The following is a 15211-nucleotide window of genomic DNA, read 5'->3' as shown; positions in this document are numbered from 1 at the left end:
GGCACGGGCCCCGGATATGGGACCCTGTCCTGCATGAATGACCAGTCCGCCCGAGCCGCCGTCCCCGCCGACCAGTACGTCCTCACGCTCTCCTGCCCCGACAAGCAGGGCATCGTGCACGCCGTGTCCAGCTACCTGTTCATGACCGGCTGCAACATCGAGGACAGCCAGCAGTTCGGCGATCACGACACCGGACTGTTCTTCATGCGGGTCCACTTCTCCGGGGACGCTCCGGTGACCGTGGACAAGCTGCGGGCCAGCTTCGCGGCGATCGGTGACGCCTTCCACATGGACTGGCAGATCAACCGGGCCGACGAGAAGATGCGCATCGTCCTCATGGTCAGCAGGTTCGGCCACTGTCTGAACGACCTGCTGTTCCGCGCCAGCATCGGCGCGCTGCCGGTGGAGATCGCCGCAGTGGTGTCCAACCACACCGACTTCGCCGAGCTCGTGGCGTCGTACGACATTCCCTTCCACCACCTTCCGGTGACGAAGGACACCAAGCCGCAGGCCGAGGCGCGGCTGCTGGAGCTGGTGCGCGAGCTGGACGTCGAACTGGTCGTGCTCGCCCGCTACATGCAGGTGCTCTCCGACGACCTGTGCAAGCAGCTCAGCGGGCGGATCATCAACATCCACCACTCCTTCCTGCCGAGCTTCAAGGGCGCGAAGCCGTATCACCAGGCGCACGCACGCGGGGTGAAGCTGATCGGCGCGACCGCGCACTATGTCACCGCCGACCTCGACGAGGGGCCGATCATCGAGCAGGAGGTCGAGCGGGTGGGCCACGGCGTGACGCCGGACCAGCTCGTCGCGATCGGGCGGGACGTGGAGTGCCAGGCGCTGGCGCGGGCCGTGAAGTGGCACGCGGAGCGGAGGATTCTGCTGAACGGGCGGCGGACGGTGGTGTTCGCGTAGGCGCGTGGGTGCGTGGGTGCGTGGGTGCGTGAGTGCGTGGGCGCCCAGGCAACCGGGGGTACGGGTGGGTGGGCGGCCGCGGGAGGGCGGCGGCTGGTCGCGCGGTTCCCCGCGCCCCTGAAGTCGGCTCGCTGGACGCACGTCGAGGGGCGCGGGGAACCGCTACATCCGGCTCAGTGACGCCGCCGCGAACAGCACGTCCATGATCGCCTTCCGATCGCCGTCCTGGCCGGCCGCCGCCTCCGTCGGGGACAGGTGGCCCGCGGCCAGGCGGCAGAACTCCACGCCGTCCAGGGCGACATGCGCCACCTCGTGCGCGGCGGAGCCCACCGCCGCGGGGGAGTCCAGGGGGACCAGCCAGTCGCCGCCGCCCAGGCCCTCGATCTCCAGCCGCAGACTGCGGCCCGGCTCACCGGCCGGGACGAGGTGGCGTCCGGGGGCCGGTGCGGCGAGCCCCGTCCGCCGCCGTGCCGCCAGCACGCCGGGCAGCAGGCGGGCCGCGAGATCGATCATGCGGTGGAGATGGCGCGGCGAGGGCGGGTCGTACGGGTAGTCCACCGCCTCCGCGATGTCCTCCGCGTGCACCCAGCACTCGAAGGCCCGGTCCAGCATCGCGTCGTGCAGCGGCAGCTCGAAGTCGCCGTACGGGACGGCCGGCTTCCCGGCGCCGCCGCCGGTGAACGACACCGTGCGCACCAGGTCGTGGCTCTGCTCCCGCCAGGGTGCCCGCACGGCTCGGGTGGGCGGGAAGTGCGAGGCCCGCCAGTACGCCTCGGTGCGCGCGGCCGGCGTCGGGGCCCGGGCGTCGACGTCGCCCAGCGGGTCGTCGAGGCCGAGCGCGACCGCGACCAGGCCGTCGACCGTCAGCAGGTGCGCGATCACCCCGGCGACCGTGGTCCGGCGGCTCGTCGCGCTGTCGTCCTCGAACCAGCGCAGCCGCACGGGCGCGTGCCACTCGGCGTCGCCGATGTCCTGGAGCAGGGCGTCCAGACGGGCGGTCTCGGCGTCGTACGGCGCCGCCCACTCGGGCACCGGGATGCGCGGCGGGCGCCGGTCCAGGCAGCTCCCCAGGACGCGGGTGCGCAGGCCGGGGTCCAGGTCCAGGCTCTCCGGGCGGTGCAGCAGGCCGACCGCCCCGCGCAGCCGCAGCGCCTCGTCCGCGCAGGATCCGCAGTCGCCGAGGTGTTCCTCGACGGCCGCCGTCTCCTCCGGCGAGCAGGCGGCCAGCGCCCACGCCCCGAGGAGCGCCTTCAGGACGTGGTGCTCCAGGACCAGCGGGGCCGGCGGGGGTGCGAGATCACCCAGCTCCTCCAGGGCGGGCAGGGCCCGTCCCGTGTCCTCGACGGAGGAGCGGGGCATCGGGATACAGGGCTGGGGGCCGGGCGTGGGGCCGGGCCCAGGACCGTCTGTGGGGCCGTCGCCGCCGTCGCCGTGTCCCGGGCCGTCCGGTTCGCCCTGACCGTCGGGGCCGTCGGGGCCGTTGGCGTCCCCGTACCCGCCCGGTCCGCCCTGACCTGCCTCTTCTCCCCGTTCTCCCCGTTCTCCCCGGCCTTCCCGCCCGTCCTTCTCCTGGTCTCTGTCGTGCTCGTCGTACGCCTCGAACCCGCCCGCGCCACTCACGCCGCACCTCCGTAGCCGGGCGGGGCTCCGGGCGCGGCGGTGTCGTGGGCCGTGGACAGCAGTTGCAGGCCGAGGCGCAGGCGGCGGCGGGCCTCGTCCTCGGTGACGCCGAGGTCGGCGGCGGTCTGGCGGTAGTCGCGGCGCTGGAAGTAGGCCAGCTCCAGGGCGGCGCGCAGCGGGGCGGGCATCGACTGGACGATGTAGTCGGCGCGGGCGGCGACCGAGGCGTGGCGGACCTTGCGCTCCAGCTCCTCGGTGCCGTTGTGGCCCTCCTGGGGCAGCGCGGCGGTCTCGGTGGCGCGCAGCCGCTGCACGGCGAGGCGGTGGGTCAGGGAGGCGACCCAGGAGCGCAGGGGACCCTGCTTGGGGTCGTAGGAGTCCGGGTGTTCCCAGACGTGGGTGAAGACCTCACGGGTGATGCGGTCGGCGGCGCGTTCGTCGTCGAGCACGCGGTGCGCGAGTCCGTGCACGAGCGAGGCGAACCGGTCGTAGAGCTCGCCGAGGGCGGCTGCCTCACCGCGGGCCAGCCGCTGCTGCATCTTGCGGTCCCAACGGGGCGGTGCGTCCTTCTTCGCCATGCGACCCCCTCACCCTGCTCGTGTCCTGGCCGCTCACGTCCCGGCCCCGGTGCCTGTCTGTCCCTGTCCCTGTTCCTGTTCCTGTTCCTGTTCCTGTCAAGCCTGCGCCCACCGTCTCCTCGAATGTAGTCGGCACCTCCGACAGCGCACGCCCCTTTGTCGCAATGCGCGCCCCCCGAGGAGCCGCAGGTGGTAGTGGGCCTTCGCCGTGAACCTTCGCCGTGAACCTTCGCTTTCCCCTGGACTCGGTGACCAGAAACGATCGAACAGGATCGAAGGTGACTAGAACAAGCCTTTTCGGGCCGGTTTCCGTTTCTGTGCCCGTGTTTCAGGGAACGGCCGCTGGGCAGCCACGCTGCAAGGAAGCGTAGGGACAGCTTCCGTTTGCTTTCCGGCGAACGAAGGGCATGGTGGTGGCGTTCAATGTGACCGGCGGTGGGCAGGGTGGGTGGGCCGTGCTCCGGGTGTCGGGAGAGCTGGATTTGGTGACCTCGCCGGTACTGCGCCAGCGGGTGCACGACGTGGTGGCCGAGGGGCACCACAGTCTTGTTCTCGACCTCTCCGACGTTTTCTTCTGCGACTCCAGCGGGGTCGGCGTCCTCATCTCCTCCCGCCGCCTGATGAGTTCGTGCCAGGGCCGCCTGCGCCTGATCCTCCCGGCCCGGGGCGCGGAGGACGGCTCCCACGTGAACCGGGTCCTCGGCGCGCTGGGCGTGCGCCGCCTGTTCGACGTCCATCCCGACGTGGACTCCGCGGTGCGGGAGGGCGCGGACCCGCTGTCGGCGTGACGCCGGCGAGGCCCCTCGGCCGCTCCCGGCCCGGCCCGTTTCCCGGCCGGGCGGCCGTCCCCGGCCCGGTCCTGCCGGGCGTCCTCGTGCGCGCGGGACCATCGCCCCGCTTCGCGAGACGGCGGCGCAGATCACGGCTCCGCCACACCGTTGTCCCGAAATGCCCCCGGTCTCGGCGCGAGCGCCACTTTCGCGCGCAGCGCGGGGCGTTCTCGTCGTACGCTCCGTGCCAGATGCACCCGACGTGACGTAAGGCGGTCCGAAACACACATGGTCAGCAGCGAGTACGAGCACAGGATCGCCGCCCGGTTCGCCACCTTCGACCAGGACGGCAACGGCTACATCGACCGCGCCGACTTCAACGTGGCGGCCAAGGCGCTGCTCGCGGAGTTCGGCACGGCGGCCCGCTCCGACAAGGGGCAGGCGCTGTACGTCGGTGCCGAGGCGTTCTGGCAGGGCATGGCCGGCATAGCGGACCGGGACGGCGACCAGCGGATCACCCGCGAGGAGTTCGTGAACGGCGCCCTCAAGCGGCTGCGCGACAATCCGGACCGGTTCGCCGAGATCGCCCGCCCCTTCCTGCACGCGGCGCTCGCCGTCGCGGACGCCGACGGGGACGGCCGGGCCACCGTCGAGGACACCGTGCGGGTGCTGAAGGCCCTCGGCGCGAGCGAGGAGACCGCGCGGACGGCCGCCGCCGCCCTGGACACGGACGCGGACGGCAAGGTCGGCGAGACCGAGGTCGTCACCGCCTTCGCCCGCTACTTCACGGTCCCCGAGTAGCGCGGCGGGCGCCGCCGGGCGCCCGCCGCCGCACCCGGCGGCTCACGTCCCCGCGTACCGCTCCCGCAGCCGGTACTTGAGCACCTTGCGCAGGGTCTCGCCGCGCGGAAGGGCGTCCACCACCTCCAGCCGCTCCGGCAGCTTGTGCGGTGACAGCCCTTCCGCGCGCAGATACGAGGTCACCCGCTCCAGGGTCAGCTCCTCGGCCCCCTCCGGCTGCTCGACCACCGCGCAGACCAGCTCCCCGCGCTCCGCGTCCGGCAGCCCGACGACGGCCACGTCCCCGACGGCCGGGTGGGCGTGCAGCAGGTCCTCGATCTCCTTCGCCGAGATGTTCTCCCCCTTGCGGATGATCACGTCCTTGAGGCGGCCGGTGAGCACCAGATGTCCGCTGTCCGTCAGCCGTCCGAGGTCCCCGGTGCGCAGGAACCCGTCCTCGTCGAACGCCTCCGTCGTCTGCGCCGGATCGAGATAGCCCTGGCAGACGGCCTCCCCGCGCAGCCGCACCTCCCCGTCCACGATCCGTATCTCCATGCCCCGCGGCGGACGTCCCTCCGTCGTCGCGAGGTGCTCCGCCGTGTCGTCCGGCGACCCCATGGTGATCATCGGCACCTCGGTCATGCCGTACCCGTGGGTGAGCCGCACCCCCATCTCCCGTACGACGGCGTGGTAGAGCTCCGGCGGCTTGGGTGCCCCGCCGCCCGCGAGCAGCCGGAGCGAGGGGATGAGGGGCAGGCCCGGCTGCTTGCGCTGCTCGGCCAGGAACATCGAGTAGAACGCCGTGGACCCGCCCGCCACCGTCACCCCGTGCCGGCGGTACTCCGCCAGCGCCTCCGGCAGCGCGAACTGCTCGAACAGCACCGCGGGGAAGCCGTACAGCAGCAGCATCACCGTGTAGTCGGGCCCGGCGATGTGCGCGTAGGGGAAGGCCATCGAGCCCACGTCGTCGGCCGACAGGCGCAGCGCGTGGGCGAGGCAGGAGCCGCCGGCGATCAGCGAGCGGTCCGTGTGCAGGACGCCCTTGGGGTCGGAGGTCGTGCCGGAGGTCCAGTAGATCCAGCGCACCGAGGTGCCGTCGGAGGGCGGGGCCGGGAGGGCGGACGGGTCGCCGTCGGGCAGGACGTCGTACGCCTCGAAGACGCCCCTGGCGCCCAGCCGCCGCGCCATCTCCGTGTGGTCGAAGCCGCGCCACTCGCCCGGCACCGCGAAGTACTCCGCCTTCGACTCGCGCAGCGCGAACCCGACCTCGCGGTCCCGGTAGAAGGGGATCACCGGGCTCTGTACGGCGCCCAGGCGGGCCAGCGCGAAGGAGAGCAGGGCCGTCTCGATCCGGGTGGGCAGCTGCCAGGCGACGACGGTGCCGGGGCGGACACCCATGTCGTACAGCCCCGCCGCCACCCGCTCGGCCCGGTCCCGCAGTCCGCCGAAGCTCAGGGAGCGGTCGTCCTGGAGGAGGACGGGGCGGTCGGGGGTGAGGTCGGCGCGGCGGGCGACGAGGTCCCAGAGGGTGCGGGACTCGCTGAGCGCGTGGGCGGTGTCGTTCACGGCGGCCCCCTGTTTAGCTGACGGACAGTCAGATAGTGGGCAGAGCGTAGGGCTCGCCGCCTTGTCGGTCCAGAGGTGTGCCACTAGCCTGCTGGGGGAGCCTCATCTGACGATCCGTCAGGTAACTGTGTGTCAGGCAAAGGGGACCAGGAACCATGACCGAACTGCCCCGCATCATCAGCGTCGACGACCATGTGATCGAACCCGCGCACCTCTTCGAGACCTGGCTGCCGCGGAAGTACCGGGACCGGGGCCCCAAGCCACTCACCGCCGGTATCGGGGAGCTCGCCTACGTCGCCGGCAAGTACCAGATCACCATGGACCCCGACGGCCAGCCGACCGACTGGTGGATCTACGAGGACCTGAAGTTCCCGTACAAGCGCAACATCGCCGCCGTCGGCTTCGACCGGGACGAGATGACGCTGGAGGGGATCACCCGGGAGGAGATGCGCCGGGGCTGCTGGGACCCGGTCGCGCGCCTCCAGGACATGGACCTCAACCATGTCGAGGCCTCTCTCTGCTTCCCCTCCTTCCCCCGCTTCTGCGGGCAGACCTTCGCCGAGGCGCACGACAAGGAGGTCGCGCTGGCCTGTGTGCGCGCCTACAACGACTGGATGGTCGAGGAGTGGTGCGGCGACAGCGGCGGCCGGCTCATCCCGCTGTGCCTGATCCCGCTGTGGGACGTCGGCCTCGCTGTCGAGGAGATCCGGCGCAACGCGGCCCGCGGGGTGCGGGCGGTCACCTTCTCCGAGATCCCCACCCACCTCGGCCTGCCGTCCATCCACTCCGGCTACTGGGACCCGTTCTTCGCGGTCTGCCAGGAGACCGGGACGGTCGTCAACATGCACATCGGCAGCAGCTCGCAGATGCCGGCCGCCTCGCCCGACGCGCCCCCCGCCGTCCAGGCGGCGCTCAGCTTCAACAACGCCATGGCCTCGATGATGGACTTCCTCTTCAGCGGCGTCCTCGTGAAGTTCCCGCGGCTCACGCTCGCCTACTCCGAGGGGCAGATGGGCTGGATCCCGTACGCCCTGGAGCGCGCCGACGACGTCTGGGAGGAGCACCGCGCCTGGGGCGGCGTCCGCGGCACGATCCCGGAGCCGCCGTCGACGTACTACTACCGGCAGATCTTCTGCTGTTTCTTCCGCGACAGGCACGGGGTCGCCTCGCTGGACGTCGTCGGCCGGGACAACGCCACCTTCGAGACCGACTACCCGCACGTCGACTCCACCTTCCCGCACACCAAGGAGGTCGCCCTGGACCATGTGAAGGGCCTCGACGACGAGACCGTGTACAAGCTGATGCGGGGCAACGCGATCCGCATGCTGGGTCTCGACCTGGACCGCTAGTGGACCTCGCCGACACTCCGGAGGAGCGGGAGTTCCGGGCCCGGCTCCGGGAATGGCTGGCCGAGGCCCTGCCCGCGCTGCCGCCCCGGCCCGCCCCGGACGACTGGCCCGGGCGGCGCGCCCACGACCTCGGCTGGCAGCGGATGCTGTACGACGCCGGGTACGCGCACGTGCACTGGGAAGCCTCCGCGAGCATCCGGCTGATCTTCCTGGAGGAGACGGAGCGGGCGGGCGCGCCCTACGTCGGCGCGAACTTCGTCGGGCTGCTGCACGCGGGGCCGACGATCGCCGCCGAGGGGACGGCCGGGCAGCGGGCGCGCTGGCTGGAGCCGATCCTGCGCGGCGAGGAGGTCTGGTGCCAGGGCTTCAGCGAGCCGGGCGCCGGGTCCGACCTCGCGGCCCTGCGCACGCGCGCGTGGCGGGACGGCGACGACTACGTGGTGAGCGGCTCCAAGATCTGGACCTCGCACGCCGAAGTCGCCGACTGGTGCGAGCTGCTGGTCCGCACGGACCCCTCGGCGCCGAAACACCGGGGCATCACCTGGCTGGCCATGCCCATGGACGCGCCCGGCGTCACCGTACGGCCGTTGCGCACCCTCGCCGGGTCGGCCGAGTTCGCCGAGGTGTTCCTCGACGAGGTGCGCGTCCCGGCCGCCCACCGGGTCGGCGACGAGAACGACGGCTGGCGGGTGACCATGGTGACCCTGTCCTTCGAGCGCGGCACGGCCTTCGCGGGCGAGGTCGTCGCCTGCCGGCGCGTCCTCGGCGAACTCGCCCGCACGGCACGCGAGAACGGCCGCTGGGACGATCCGGCGCTCAGACGGCGACTGGGCCGGCTGAACGCCGAGTTCCGCGCGCTGTGGCGGCTGACCCAGTGGAACGTGAGCGCGGCGGAGGCGAGCGGTGGCGTCCCGGGCGTCGGGGGCTCGGTCTTCAAGCTGCGGTACTCGCACGCCCGGCAGGAGCTGTACGACACGGCCGCCGACGTGCTCGGCCCGGACTCCCTCGACCTCGACCGGCCGTGGACCCTGGACCGGCTGTCCTCCCTGTCGTACACCATCGCCGCCGGCACCTCCCAGATCCAGCGCACCATCGTGGCCGAACGCATTCTCGGACTCCCGAAGGGCCGGTGACAGCCGACGTGCGCTTCCACCTCACCGACGACCAGCGGGCACTGCGGGACGGCGTACGGCAGTTGCTGGCCCGCCGCTTCGACCGCGAGGCCCTGTGGGCCGCGGTGGCCGCCCCCGGCCTGGACCGGGCGCTGTGGCGCGCGCTCGGCGAGGCGGGCTTCTTCGCCCTGCGGCTGCCCGAGGCGGACGGCGGGGTCGGACTGGGCCTGCCCGAGGCGGTCCTGGCGTTCGAGGAGGCGGGCCGCGCCCTGCTGCCCGGACCGCTGATCGCCACCCACCTCGCGGCGGGGTCCGTGCCGGGTGCCGCCACCGGGGAGGCGGTCGTGACGGCCGTCGACGGCGGGCTGGTGGAGTGGCTGGCGGAGGCGGACGTCGTCCACGGGGGCGCGGACCGGGCACCGCTGCCACGGCCCGGGGAGGCCGTGCCGCTGAGGTCGGTGGACCCGCTGACGCCGCTGCACCGGGTACCGGGCCCCGGTCCCGGCCTGGGTCCGGATCGAGCACGTGCCGGGGATCCGGCCCTCGTCGCCGTCCTGCTCACCGCGGCCGAGCAGCTCGGCACCGCCACACGCGTGTGCGAACTGGCCGTGCAACACGCCCGGACCCGCGAGCAGTTCGGGCAGCCGATCGGCGCCTTCCAGGCGGTCAAGCATCTCTGCGCCGACATGCTGGTGCGGGCGGAGGTGGCCCGCGCGGCCGTGTACGCCGCCGCCGTCACCGCGGGCCCCGCCGACATCGCCACGGCCCGGCTGCTCGCCGGCGAGGCCGCCCTGCGTAGCACGCGGGACTGCCTTCAGGTGCACGGCGGCATGGGCTTCACCTGGGAGAGCGAGGTGCACCTGCATCTCAAGAGGGCCTGGGTGCGGGCGCGACGTGGCGGCGATGTGACGGACAGTGAGGAGCTGCTCGCGGCCGACCTGGTGGCGTGAAGCCTCACGAGCGCCGCTGGACTGGGGAGTCGGCCGGACGCTCCGGACGGATGTCGCGCATCGTGGCACCTCGTCGTCACGGAGCGTCGATACCGGGTTGTGTCCTGCGCGGCACTCGTCACGCCGCGGAGTGGGCGGGCCACTCCGGTACCTTGTGTGAGATGCGAGTGGTCCCGAGCACGAGCCACGCCGGTGTTGTCCCTGCTTGTTCGACCCCTGACGGCGCGCGTCGCACAGTATGCCGCACGGGTACTCCTTCGCGCTGGAATATGCCCGAAGCGCTTGTTGGGGTCACAGTAGGTCAACCATGCTGTCCCACAAGGGACTCACGTTCCGTGACCCTGACTTCGGCCGTTGTTCTGGTCATGCAAAAAATGGCTACGATCGTGGCCCTCGTGAGGCGCGAGGCTATGTGTCCGCCGGTTCGGATGGTGTGAGCGGTGCAGGTGCTTCAAGTGCAGTTGGAGATCCGGCCCGACCCCGCGGAGGTGGGACGTGCTCGCAGATGGGCCCGCTCGCGCCTCGCCGGGTCCGGCATAGAGGCTGACGAGCCGCTCGCCGAGACCCTGATCCTGCTCGTCTCCGAACTCGTCACCAACGCCGTGGTCCACACCGGCTGTCCGGCCGTGCTGCGGCTGTCCCTGCCGCCCGTGGCGGCGGAGTCGGCCACCGTCCGCCTCGAGGTCGCCGACCGCAGCGACCGCGCCCCGGTGCCGCGGTGCGTGGACGGCGAGCAGACCGGCGGCCGGGGCCTCGCCCTCGTCGACGGGCTCGCCGACCGCTGGGGCTGGAGCCCCGAGGGCGTGGGCAAGCGCATCTGGTGCGAGCTGGACCGGTGCGGGCAGTCCCGGTCCGCCGTGACGACCTGCGGCAGCGGCCCGTCGGCGTACGAGGGGCTGGCGTTCGAGGCGGTGTGACCCGCGGTGGCGTGACCGGACGGTGCGGCTGACGCGGTGCGACCCGGGGCGGCGCGGAGGGTCACGGGTGGCGCGGTCGTCCTTGATCGGCGTCGTGCCGTGCGCCGGGACATGCTTCTGTGCGCGGCCACGGCAAACGGTACGTAAGTGACAAATCCCCTGACGGGTGTTGACGAGGGGTGACCGCCTGATCACGCTGGTGGTCAGCGATCCGCCGTGAGGGGACGGCGAGGGGTCCGGTGACGGGAGCCCTCGGCGAGTGCGGGTCGTGACGCGGCGTCGGTTGTCTCAGGGCCGAGGGGAGCCGGGGCGGGTACGCCGGAGTCGGACGGCGGCGCGGATTGCCGTGCTCGGGGCGGGCAGGTGCGCGCCGCCGTCCGGCCGTGCCGCTCACAGGAGGGCGACCGGCGCCACCGGGGTTCCCGTAGCGCCGACGAACGGCTCCGGCATCGCCGACAGCAGGAACGCGTACCGCCCTTCTTGTCCACAGGCTGTGGACAACTCTTCGAGATTCCAGTTCTGGCCCTGGATCATCCCCATTTCCACCAGATCGAGCGCGTGGACGGGCAGCCACAGATCCTCGATCTCGGGAGGAAACACCTCAAAGGTGAGGGTGTCGTTCGCGACGGCGGCCACATCGCGCGCGTGGAACCACTCCGGAGTGCGGATCGACAACCCCGGCGACGGATAGCCGTACGCCTCCCGGTCGCCCGCCAGGTACACCCGCACCTGCCCGGTCCGTACGAGCACGATGTCGCCGGCGCGCACCCGCGTGCCCGCGAGTTCCTCGGCGGCGTCGAGGTCCTCCGGCGTGACCGCGTGCGAGCCGTCCAGCCGGTCCCTGCCGTGCGCCCGGGCCACGTCGAGCAGGACGCCCCGCGAGACGATGTGCCGCGCCTTGTCGATCCCGCCGAACGCGGCGCCGCCGTGCGCGGTGACGGTGCCGGCCGGGCGGCCGTTGTAGAGCCGGCCCGAGTGCGAGACGTGGGTGAGCGCGTCCCAGTGGGTGGCCGCCTGGAGCCCCATGGTCACGGCGTCGTCGCTGCACGCGACCGTCCCCGGACCGAAGATCTCCTGGTTGATCTGCACCATGGTGTGCAGCGGGTTGACCCGCCCGGGGATCAGTCCGGTCTGCACGCCGTCCTGCCGCAGCGGCAGTGCCAGCGGGACGCGGCGCCCGCTGCGGACGCAGGCGGCGGCCTCGCGGACGACCTCGTCGGTGATCAGGTTGAGGGTGCCGATCTCGTCGTCGGCCCCCCAGCGGCCCCAGTTGTTCACGCGCTCGGCGATGTCGTGGAACGCGGGATGGAGCGTGGACGGTGACATCCGTTCTCCCCGGGGCTTGTCTCCGGCTGTCCGGCAGGGGAAAAATCTAACGGACCGTCAGAAACCGCGGGAAGGGGCCGGCGTGGGGAACTTCTTGGCAGGCAAGGTGGTCGCCGTGACCGGTGCCGGGCGGGGGATCGGACGGGCCGTGGCCGTGGCCGCGGCGGCCGAGGGCGCGCGGGTCGTCGTCAACGACTACGGCGTCGGCGTGGACGGCGCCGCGCCGACGAGCGAGGTCGCCGAGTCCGTGGTCAAGGAGATCGAGGCGGCGGGCGGCGAGGCGGTCGCGGTGGCCGACGACATCTCCACCATGGAGGGCGGGCGGCGGGTGACCGACGTGGCCCTGGCCTCGTACGGACGGCTCGACGGGGTCGTGTGCGTGGCCGGGATCCTGCGCGAGCGGATGCTGTTCAACATGTCCGAGCAGGAGTGGGACGCCGTCGTGGCGACCCATCTCAAGGGCACGTTCACCGTGTTCCGGGCGGCGTCGGCGGTGATGCGCGCGCAGCGGTCCGGCACACTGATCGGCTTCACCAGCGGCAACCACCAGGGATCGGTGTCGCAGGCCAACTACAGCGCGGCGAAGGGCGGGATCATCTCGCTCGTCCGCAGCGCGGCGCTCGGGCTGCACAAGTACGGCGTGACCGCGAACGCGGTGGCGCCCGTGGCGCGTACCCGGATGTCGGCGAACGTCCCCATGGAGCTGACGGAGATCGGCGAGCCGGAGGACGTGGCCGCGATGGTGGTCTACCTGCTGTCGGAGCGGGCGAAGGAGCAGGGCGTCACCGGGCAGGTCTACACCGTCGCCGGGCCGAAGATCGCGGTGTGGGCCCAGCCGGCGGAGCTGCGCGCGGCGTACGCGGAGGGCGCCTGGACACCTCAGCGGATCGCGGAGGTCCTGCCGGGGTCGGTCGGCGTGGACCCCATGCCGATGCTGGAGCGGCTCGCCGCGATGGAGAGGGCGGCGAAGGAGGGGGACCGGCCGAACGCCCGGTGACGCGGGGGCGCGTGTTCTGTGGCGGGTGCGGGTGGGGCCGGTCGCCCGGGCGGTGCCGCCAGTCGGTACGGCCCCGCGCCCCGGAGGCGGGCGACGGCGCCCGGTGTCGAGAGGAGACCCCCGATGGACTTCGGGTTCACCGCTGAGGACGAGGCGTTCCGCGAGGAGGCGAGGGAATGGCTCGCCGCGCATGCCGACGGGGCCGCCGACCGCCGGACCTGGGAGCGCACGCTCGGCAAGGCCGGCTGGATCGGGCTCGGCTGGACGCGGGGCGGGTACGGCAACCGGACCGCCACGCTCACCCAGCAGGTCGCCTGGGCCGAGGAGTACGCGCGGTCGGGGGCGCCGCCGCGGTCCGGGCACATCGGGGAGAACCTGCTGGCCCCCACCCTCCTCGCGCACGGCAGCGACGAGCAGCGGGCCCGGTTCCTGCCACCGGTCGCCGCCGGTGAGGAGCTGTGGTGCCAGGGGTACAGCGAACCCGGGGCGGGGTCCGACCTGGCCGGCGTGCGTACCGCCGCCGTACGCGAGGGCTCGTACTACCGCGTCACGGGGCAGAAGCTGTGGACGTCCCTGGCGCACGAGGCGGACTGGTGCTTCGTGCTCACCCGGACCGATCCAGGCTCCCGGCGCCACCACGGGCTGACCTTCCTGCTCGTGCCCATGGACCAGCCGGGCCGCGTGGAGGTCCGCCCGATCCGCCAGCTGACCGGCACCAGCGAGTTCAACGAGGTCTTCTTCGACGGGGCACGCGCCCGCGCGGAGCACGTCGTCGGCGGCGAGGGCGGCGGCTGGCGGGTCGCCATGAGCCTGCTCGGCTTCGAGCGCGGGGTGTCCACGCTGGCCCAGCAGACCGGCTTCGCCCAGGAGTTGGAGCGGGTGGTGCGGGAGGCCGTGGAGAGCGGCGCGGTGCGTGATCCGGTCGTACGGGACCGGCTCGTGCGCCAGTGGGCCGAGTTGCGGGTGCTGCGCTGGAACTCCCTGCGCACGCTGGGGCGTTCGGGCGACGCGGGCGCGCCCAGCGTGGCCAAGCTGCTGTGGGCCGGCTGGCATCAGCGGCTGGGGGAACTGGCGATGCTGGTGCGGGGCGCGGCGGCGACCGTGGGACCGGCGCCCTGGTCGGCCGCGGCCCCGTACGAACTCGACGCGCTGCAACACCTGTTCCTCTTCTCCCGGGCCGACACGATCTACGGCGGCTCGGACCAGATCCAGCGCACGATCATCGCCGAGCGGGTGCTCGGCCTGCCGAGAGAGCCGAAGGGCCGACAGGGGGCTGTGTGATGCGAGGCGTGGTGTTCGACGGACGGCGGGCCGAGGTCGTGGACGATCTCGTCGTACGGGATCCGGACCCCGGCGAGGTGCGGGTCGCCGTCGCGGCGGCGGGGCTGTGCCACAGCGATCTGTCCGTGGTGGACGGGACCATACCGTTCCCCGTTCCGGTGGTGCTGGGCCATGAGGGCGCGGGCGTGGTGGAGGCGGTGGGGGCCGGGGTCACCCATGTCCGCCCCGGCGATCACGTGGCCCTGTCCACACTCGCGAACTGCGGTACGTGCGGGGAGTGCGACCGGGGGCGGCCGACGATGTGCCGGCGGGCGATCGGGCGGCCTGGGCGGCCGTTCACCCGGGACGGGCGGCCGGTGTACCAGTTCGCCGCCACCTCCGCCTTCGCGGAACGGACCGTGGTGAAGGCCGTGCAGGCGGTCCGCGTCCCCGACGACGTCCCGCTGCCGTCGGCCGCGCTCATCGGATGCGGGGTGCTGACCGGGGTGGGCGCCGTGCTCAACCGGGCGAAGGTGGACCGCGGGGACAGTGTGCTGGTGATCGGCACGGGCGGGATCGGGCTGAACGTGCTTCAGGGAGCGCGGATCGCGGGCGCCCTGACGATCGTCGCCGTGGACGCGAACCCGGCGAAGGAGGCGGTGGCCCGGCGGTTCGGCGCCACCCACTTCCTGACCTCCGCCCAGGGCGTGCGGGACGTCCTGCCGACGGGTGCGGACCACGCCTTCGAGTGCGTCGGCCGGGTCGAGCTGATCCGGCAGGCGGTCGACGCGCTGGACCGCCACGGGCAGGCGATCCTCCTCGGCGTCCCGCCGGCCACGGCCGAGGCGTCCTTCCTCGTCTCGTCGATGTACCTGGACAAGTCGATCCTCGGCTGCCGCTACGGCTCCTCGCGCCCCCAGCGGGACATCCCGCTGTACGCCGCGCTGTACCGCGAGGGCCGGCTGCTCCTCGACGAACTGGTGACGGAGACCTACCCCGTGGAGGACTTCGAGAAGGCGGTGGCGGACGCGGAGGCGGGGCGGGTGGCACGCGGGGTGCTGACCTTCTGAG

Annotated in this window: 14 protein-coding genes; 10 read left to right on the top strand and 4 right to left on the bottom strand. The window is 72.7% G+C overall.

Annotated elements, in window-relative coordinates; translation table 11 throughout:
• The first annotated feature begins 33 nt into the window (after positions 1 to 33).
• Positions 34 to 915: a formyltetrahydrofolate deformylase gene (gene purU / locus QQS16_RS19340; RefSeq protein WP_286063089.1), complete on the top strand. Its 882-nt coding sequence runs from the start codon at positions 34 to 36 to the stop codon at positions 913 to 915.
• Positions 916 to 1077: 162 nt separating this feature from the next.
• Here the strand turns inward: purU and QQS16_RS19335 are convergent, their stop codons facing one another.
• Together QQS16_RS19335 and QQS16_RS19330 are read right to left on the bottom strand one after the other, a co-directional pair.
• On the bottom strand, positions 1078 to 2535 hold the full coding sequence (locus QQS16_RS19335; RefSeq protein ID WP_286063088.1) for a maleylpyruvate isomerase N-terminal domain-containing protein: 1458 nt from the start codon (positions 2533 to 2535) through the stop codon (positions 1078 to 1080).
• Positions 2532 to 3113: a sigma-70 family RNA polymerase sigma factor gene (locus QQS16_RS19330; RefSeq protein ID WP_286063087.1), complete on the bottom strand. Its 582-nt coding sequence runs from the start codon at positions 3111 to 3113 to the stop codon at positions 2532 to 2534. The genes QQS16_RS19335 and QQS16_RS19330 overlap by 4 nt, the downstream gene beginning before the upstream one ends.
• 407 nt (positions 3114 to 3520) lie before the next feature.
• On the opposite strand from QQS16_RS19330, the gene QQS16_RS19325 reads away from it, so the two are divergent.
• Together QQS16_RS19325 and QQS16_RS19320 are read left to right on the top strand one after the other, a co-directional pair.
• Entirely contained in the window at positions 3521 to 3901 is a 381-nt protein-coding gene (locus QQS16_RS19325) for an STAS domain-containing protein (RefSeq protein WP_286063086.1), read from the top strand.
• A 270-nt stretch (positions 3902 to 4171) separates the two neighbouring features.
• On the top strand, positions 4172 to 4684 hold the full coding sequence (locus QQS16_RS19320; protein WP_286063085.1) for an EF-hand domain-containing protein: 513 nt from the start codon (positions 4172 to 4174) through the stop codon (positions 4682 to 4684).
• Positions 4685 to 4726: 42 nt separating this feature from the next.
• Here QQS16_RS19320 and QQS16_RS19315 read toward each other — a convergent pair whose 3' ends face one another.
• A complete protein-coding gene (locus QQS16_RS19315) occupies positions 4727 to 6229 on the bottom strand; it encodes a class I adenylate-forming enzyme family protein (RefSeq protein ID WP_286063084.1) in 1503 nt (500 codons plus the stop codon).
• A 155-nt stretch (positions 6230 to 6384) separates the two neighbouring features.
• On the opposite strand from QQS16_RS19315, the gene QQS16_RS19310 reads away from it, so the two are divergent.
• From QQS16_RS19310 to QQS16_RS19295, 4 genes are all read left to right on the top strand, one after another.
• A complete protein-coding gene (locus QQS16_RS19310) occupies positions 6385 to 7578 on the top strand; it encodes an amidohydrolase family protein (RefSeq protein WP_286063083.1) in 1194 nt (397 codons plus the stop codon).
• Positions 7578 to 8711 carry an acyl-CoA dehydrogenase family protein gene (locus QQS16_RS19305; RefSeq protein WP_286063082.1) on the top strand — a complete coding sequence of 378 codons (1134 nt, stop codon included), beginning with the start codon at positions 7578 to 7580 and terminating at the stop codon, positions 8709 to 8711. The genes QQS16_RS19310 and QQS16_RS19305 overlap by 1 nt, the downstream gene beginning before the upstream one ends.
• A gap of 8 nt (positions 8712 to 8719) precedes the next feature.
• Positions 8720 to 9640 (top strand): acyl-CoA dehydrogenase family protein, encoded by a 921-nt coding sequence (locus QQS16_RS19300; protein ID WP_286066384.1) that lies wholly within the window; start codon positions 8720 to 8722, stop codon positions 9638 to 9640.
• A 455-nt stretch (positions 9641 to 10095) separates the two neighbouring features.
• Positions 10096 to 10557 (top strand): ATP-binding protein, encoded by a 462-nt coding sequence (locus tag QQS16_RS19295; RefSeq protein WP_286066383.1) that lies wholly within the window; start codon positions 10096 to 10098, stop codon positions 10555 to 10557.
• 390 nt (positions 10558 to 10947) lie between these two features.
• On the opposite strand, the gene QQS16_RS19290 is transcribed toward QQS16_RS19295, so the two are convergent.
• A complete protein-coding gene (locus tag QQS16_RS19290) occupies positions 10948 to 11883 on the bottom strand; it encodes a cyclase family protein (RefSeq protein WP_286063081.1) in 936 nt (311 codons plus the stop codon).
• 82 nt (positions 11884 to 11965) lie between these two features.
• Here QQS16_RS19290 and QQS16_RS19285 point away from each other — a divergent pair, with 82 nt between their 5' ends.
• The 3 genes from QQS16_RS19285 to QQS16_RS19275 all read left to right on the top strand — a co-directional run bounded on the left by QQS16_RS19285 (position 11966) and on the right by QQS16_RS19275 (position 15210).
• Positions 11966 to 12880: an SDR family NAD(P)-dependent oxidoreductase gene (locus QQS16_RS19285; RefSeq protein ID WP_286063080.1), complete on the top strand. Its 915-nt coding sequence runs from the start codon at positions 11966 to 11968 to the stop codon at positions 12878 to 12880.
• Positions 12881 to 13003: 123 nt separating this feature from the next.
• Positions 13004 to 14161, top strand: a complete 1158-nt coding sequence (locus tag QQS16_RS19280; RefSeq protein ID WP_286063079.1) for an acyl-CoA dehydrogenase family protein — start codon at positions 13004 to 13006, stop codon at positions 14159 to 14161.
• The gene (locus tag QQS16_RS19275; protein WP_286063078.1) at positions 14161 to 15210 is read left to right on the top strand and encodes a Zn-dependent alcohol dehydrogenase; all 1050 of its coding nucleotides are present in this window, start codon (positions 14161 to 14163) and stop codon (positions 15208 to 15210) included. Before QQS16_RS19280 ends, QQS16_RS19275 begins: the two co-directional genes overlap by 1 nt.
• Position 15211 lies beyond the last annotated feature (1 nt).

It is taken from the genome of Streptomyces sp. ALI-76-A (assembly GCF_030287445.1).
Classification (GTDB): Bacteria; Actinomycetota; Actinomycetes; order Streptomycetales; family Streptomycetaceae; genus Streptomyces.
This window is presented reverse-complemented; position numbering and strand designations above follow the sequence as displayed.

Excerpts from the sequence above, each read along its gene's own strand:
- purU (WP_286063089.1), top strand. The coding sequence starts at position 34 with ATGAATGACCAGTCCGCCCGAGCCGCCGTCCCCGCCGACCAGTACGTC.
- QQS16_RS19330 (WP_286063087.1), bottom strand. The coding sequence starts at position 3,113 with ATGGCGAAGAAGGACGCACCGCCCCGTTGGGACCGCAAGATGCAGCAG.
- QQS16_RS19325 (WP_286063086.1), top strand. The coding sequence starts at position 3,521 with ATGGTGGTGGCGTTCAATGTGACCGGCGGTGGGCAGGGTGGGTGGGCC.
- QQS16_RS19320 (WP_286063085.1), top strand. The coding sequence starts at position 4,172 with ATGGTCAGCAGCGAGTACGAGCACAGGATCGCCGCCCGGTTCGCCACC.
- QQS16_RS19310 (WP_286063083.1), top strand. The coding sequence starts at position 6,385 with ATGACCGAACTGCCCCGCATCATCAGCGTCGACGACCATGTGATCGAA.
- QQS16_RS19290 (WP_286063081.1), bottom strand. The coding sequence starts at position 11,883 with ATGTCACCGTCCACGCTCCATCCCGCGTTCCACGACATCGCCGAGCGC.
- QQS16_RS19280 (WP_286063079.1), top strand. The coding sequence starts at position 13,004 with ATGGACTTCGGGTTCACCGCTGAGGACGAGGCGTTCCGCGAGGAGGCG.
- QQS16_RS19275 (WP_286063078.1), top strand. The coding sequence starts at position 14,161 with ATGCGAGGCGTGGTGTTCGACGGACGGCGGGCCGAGGTCGTGGACGAT.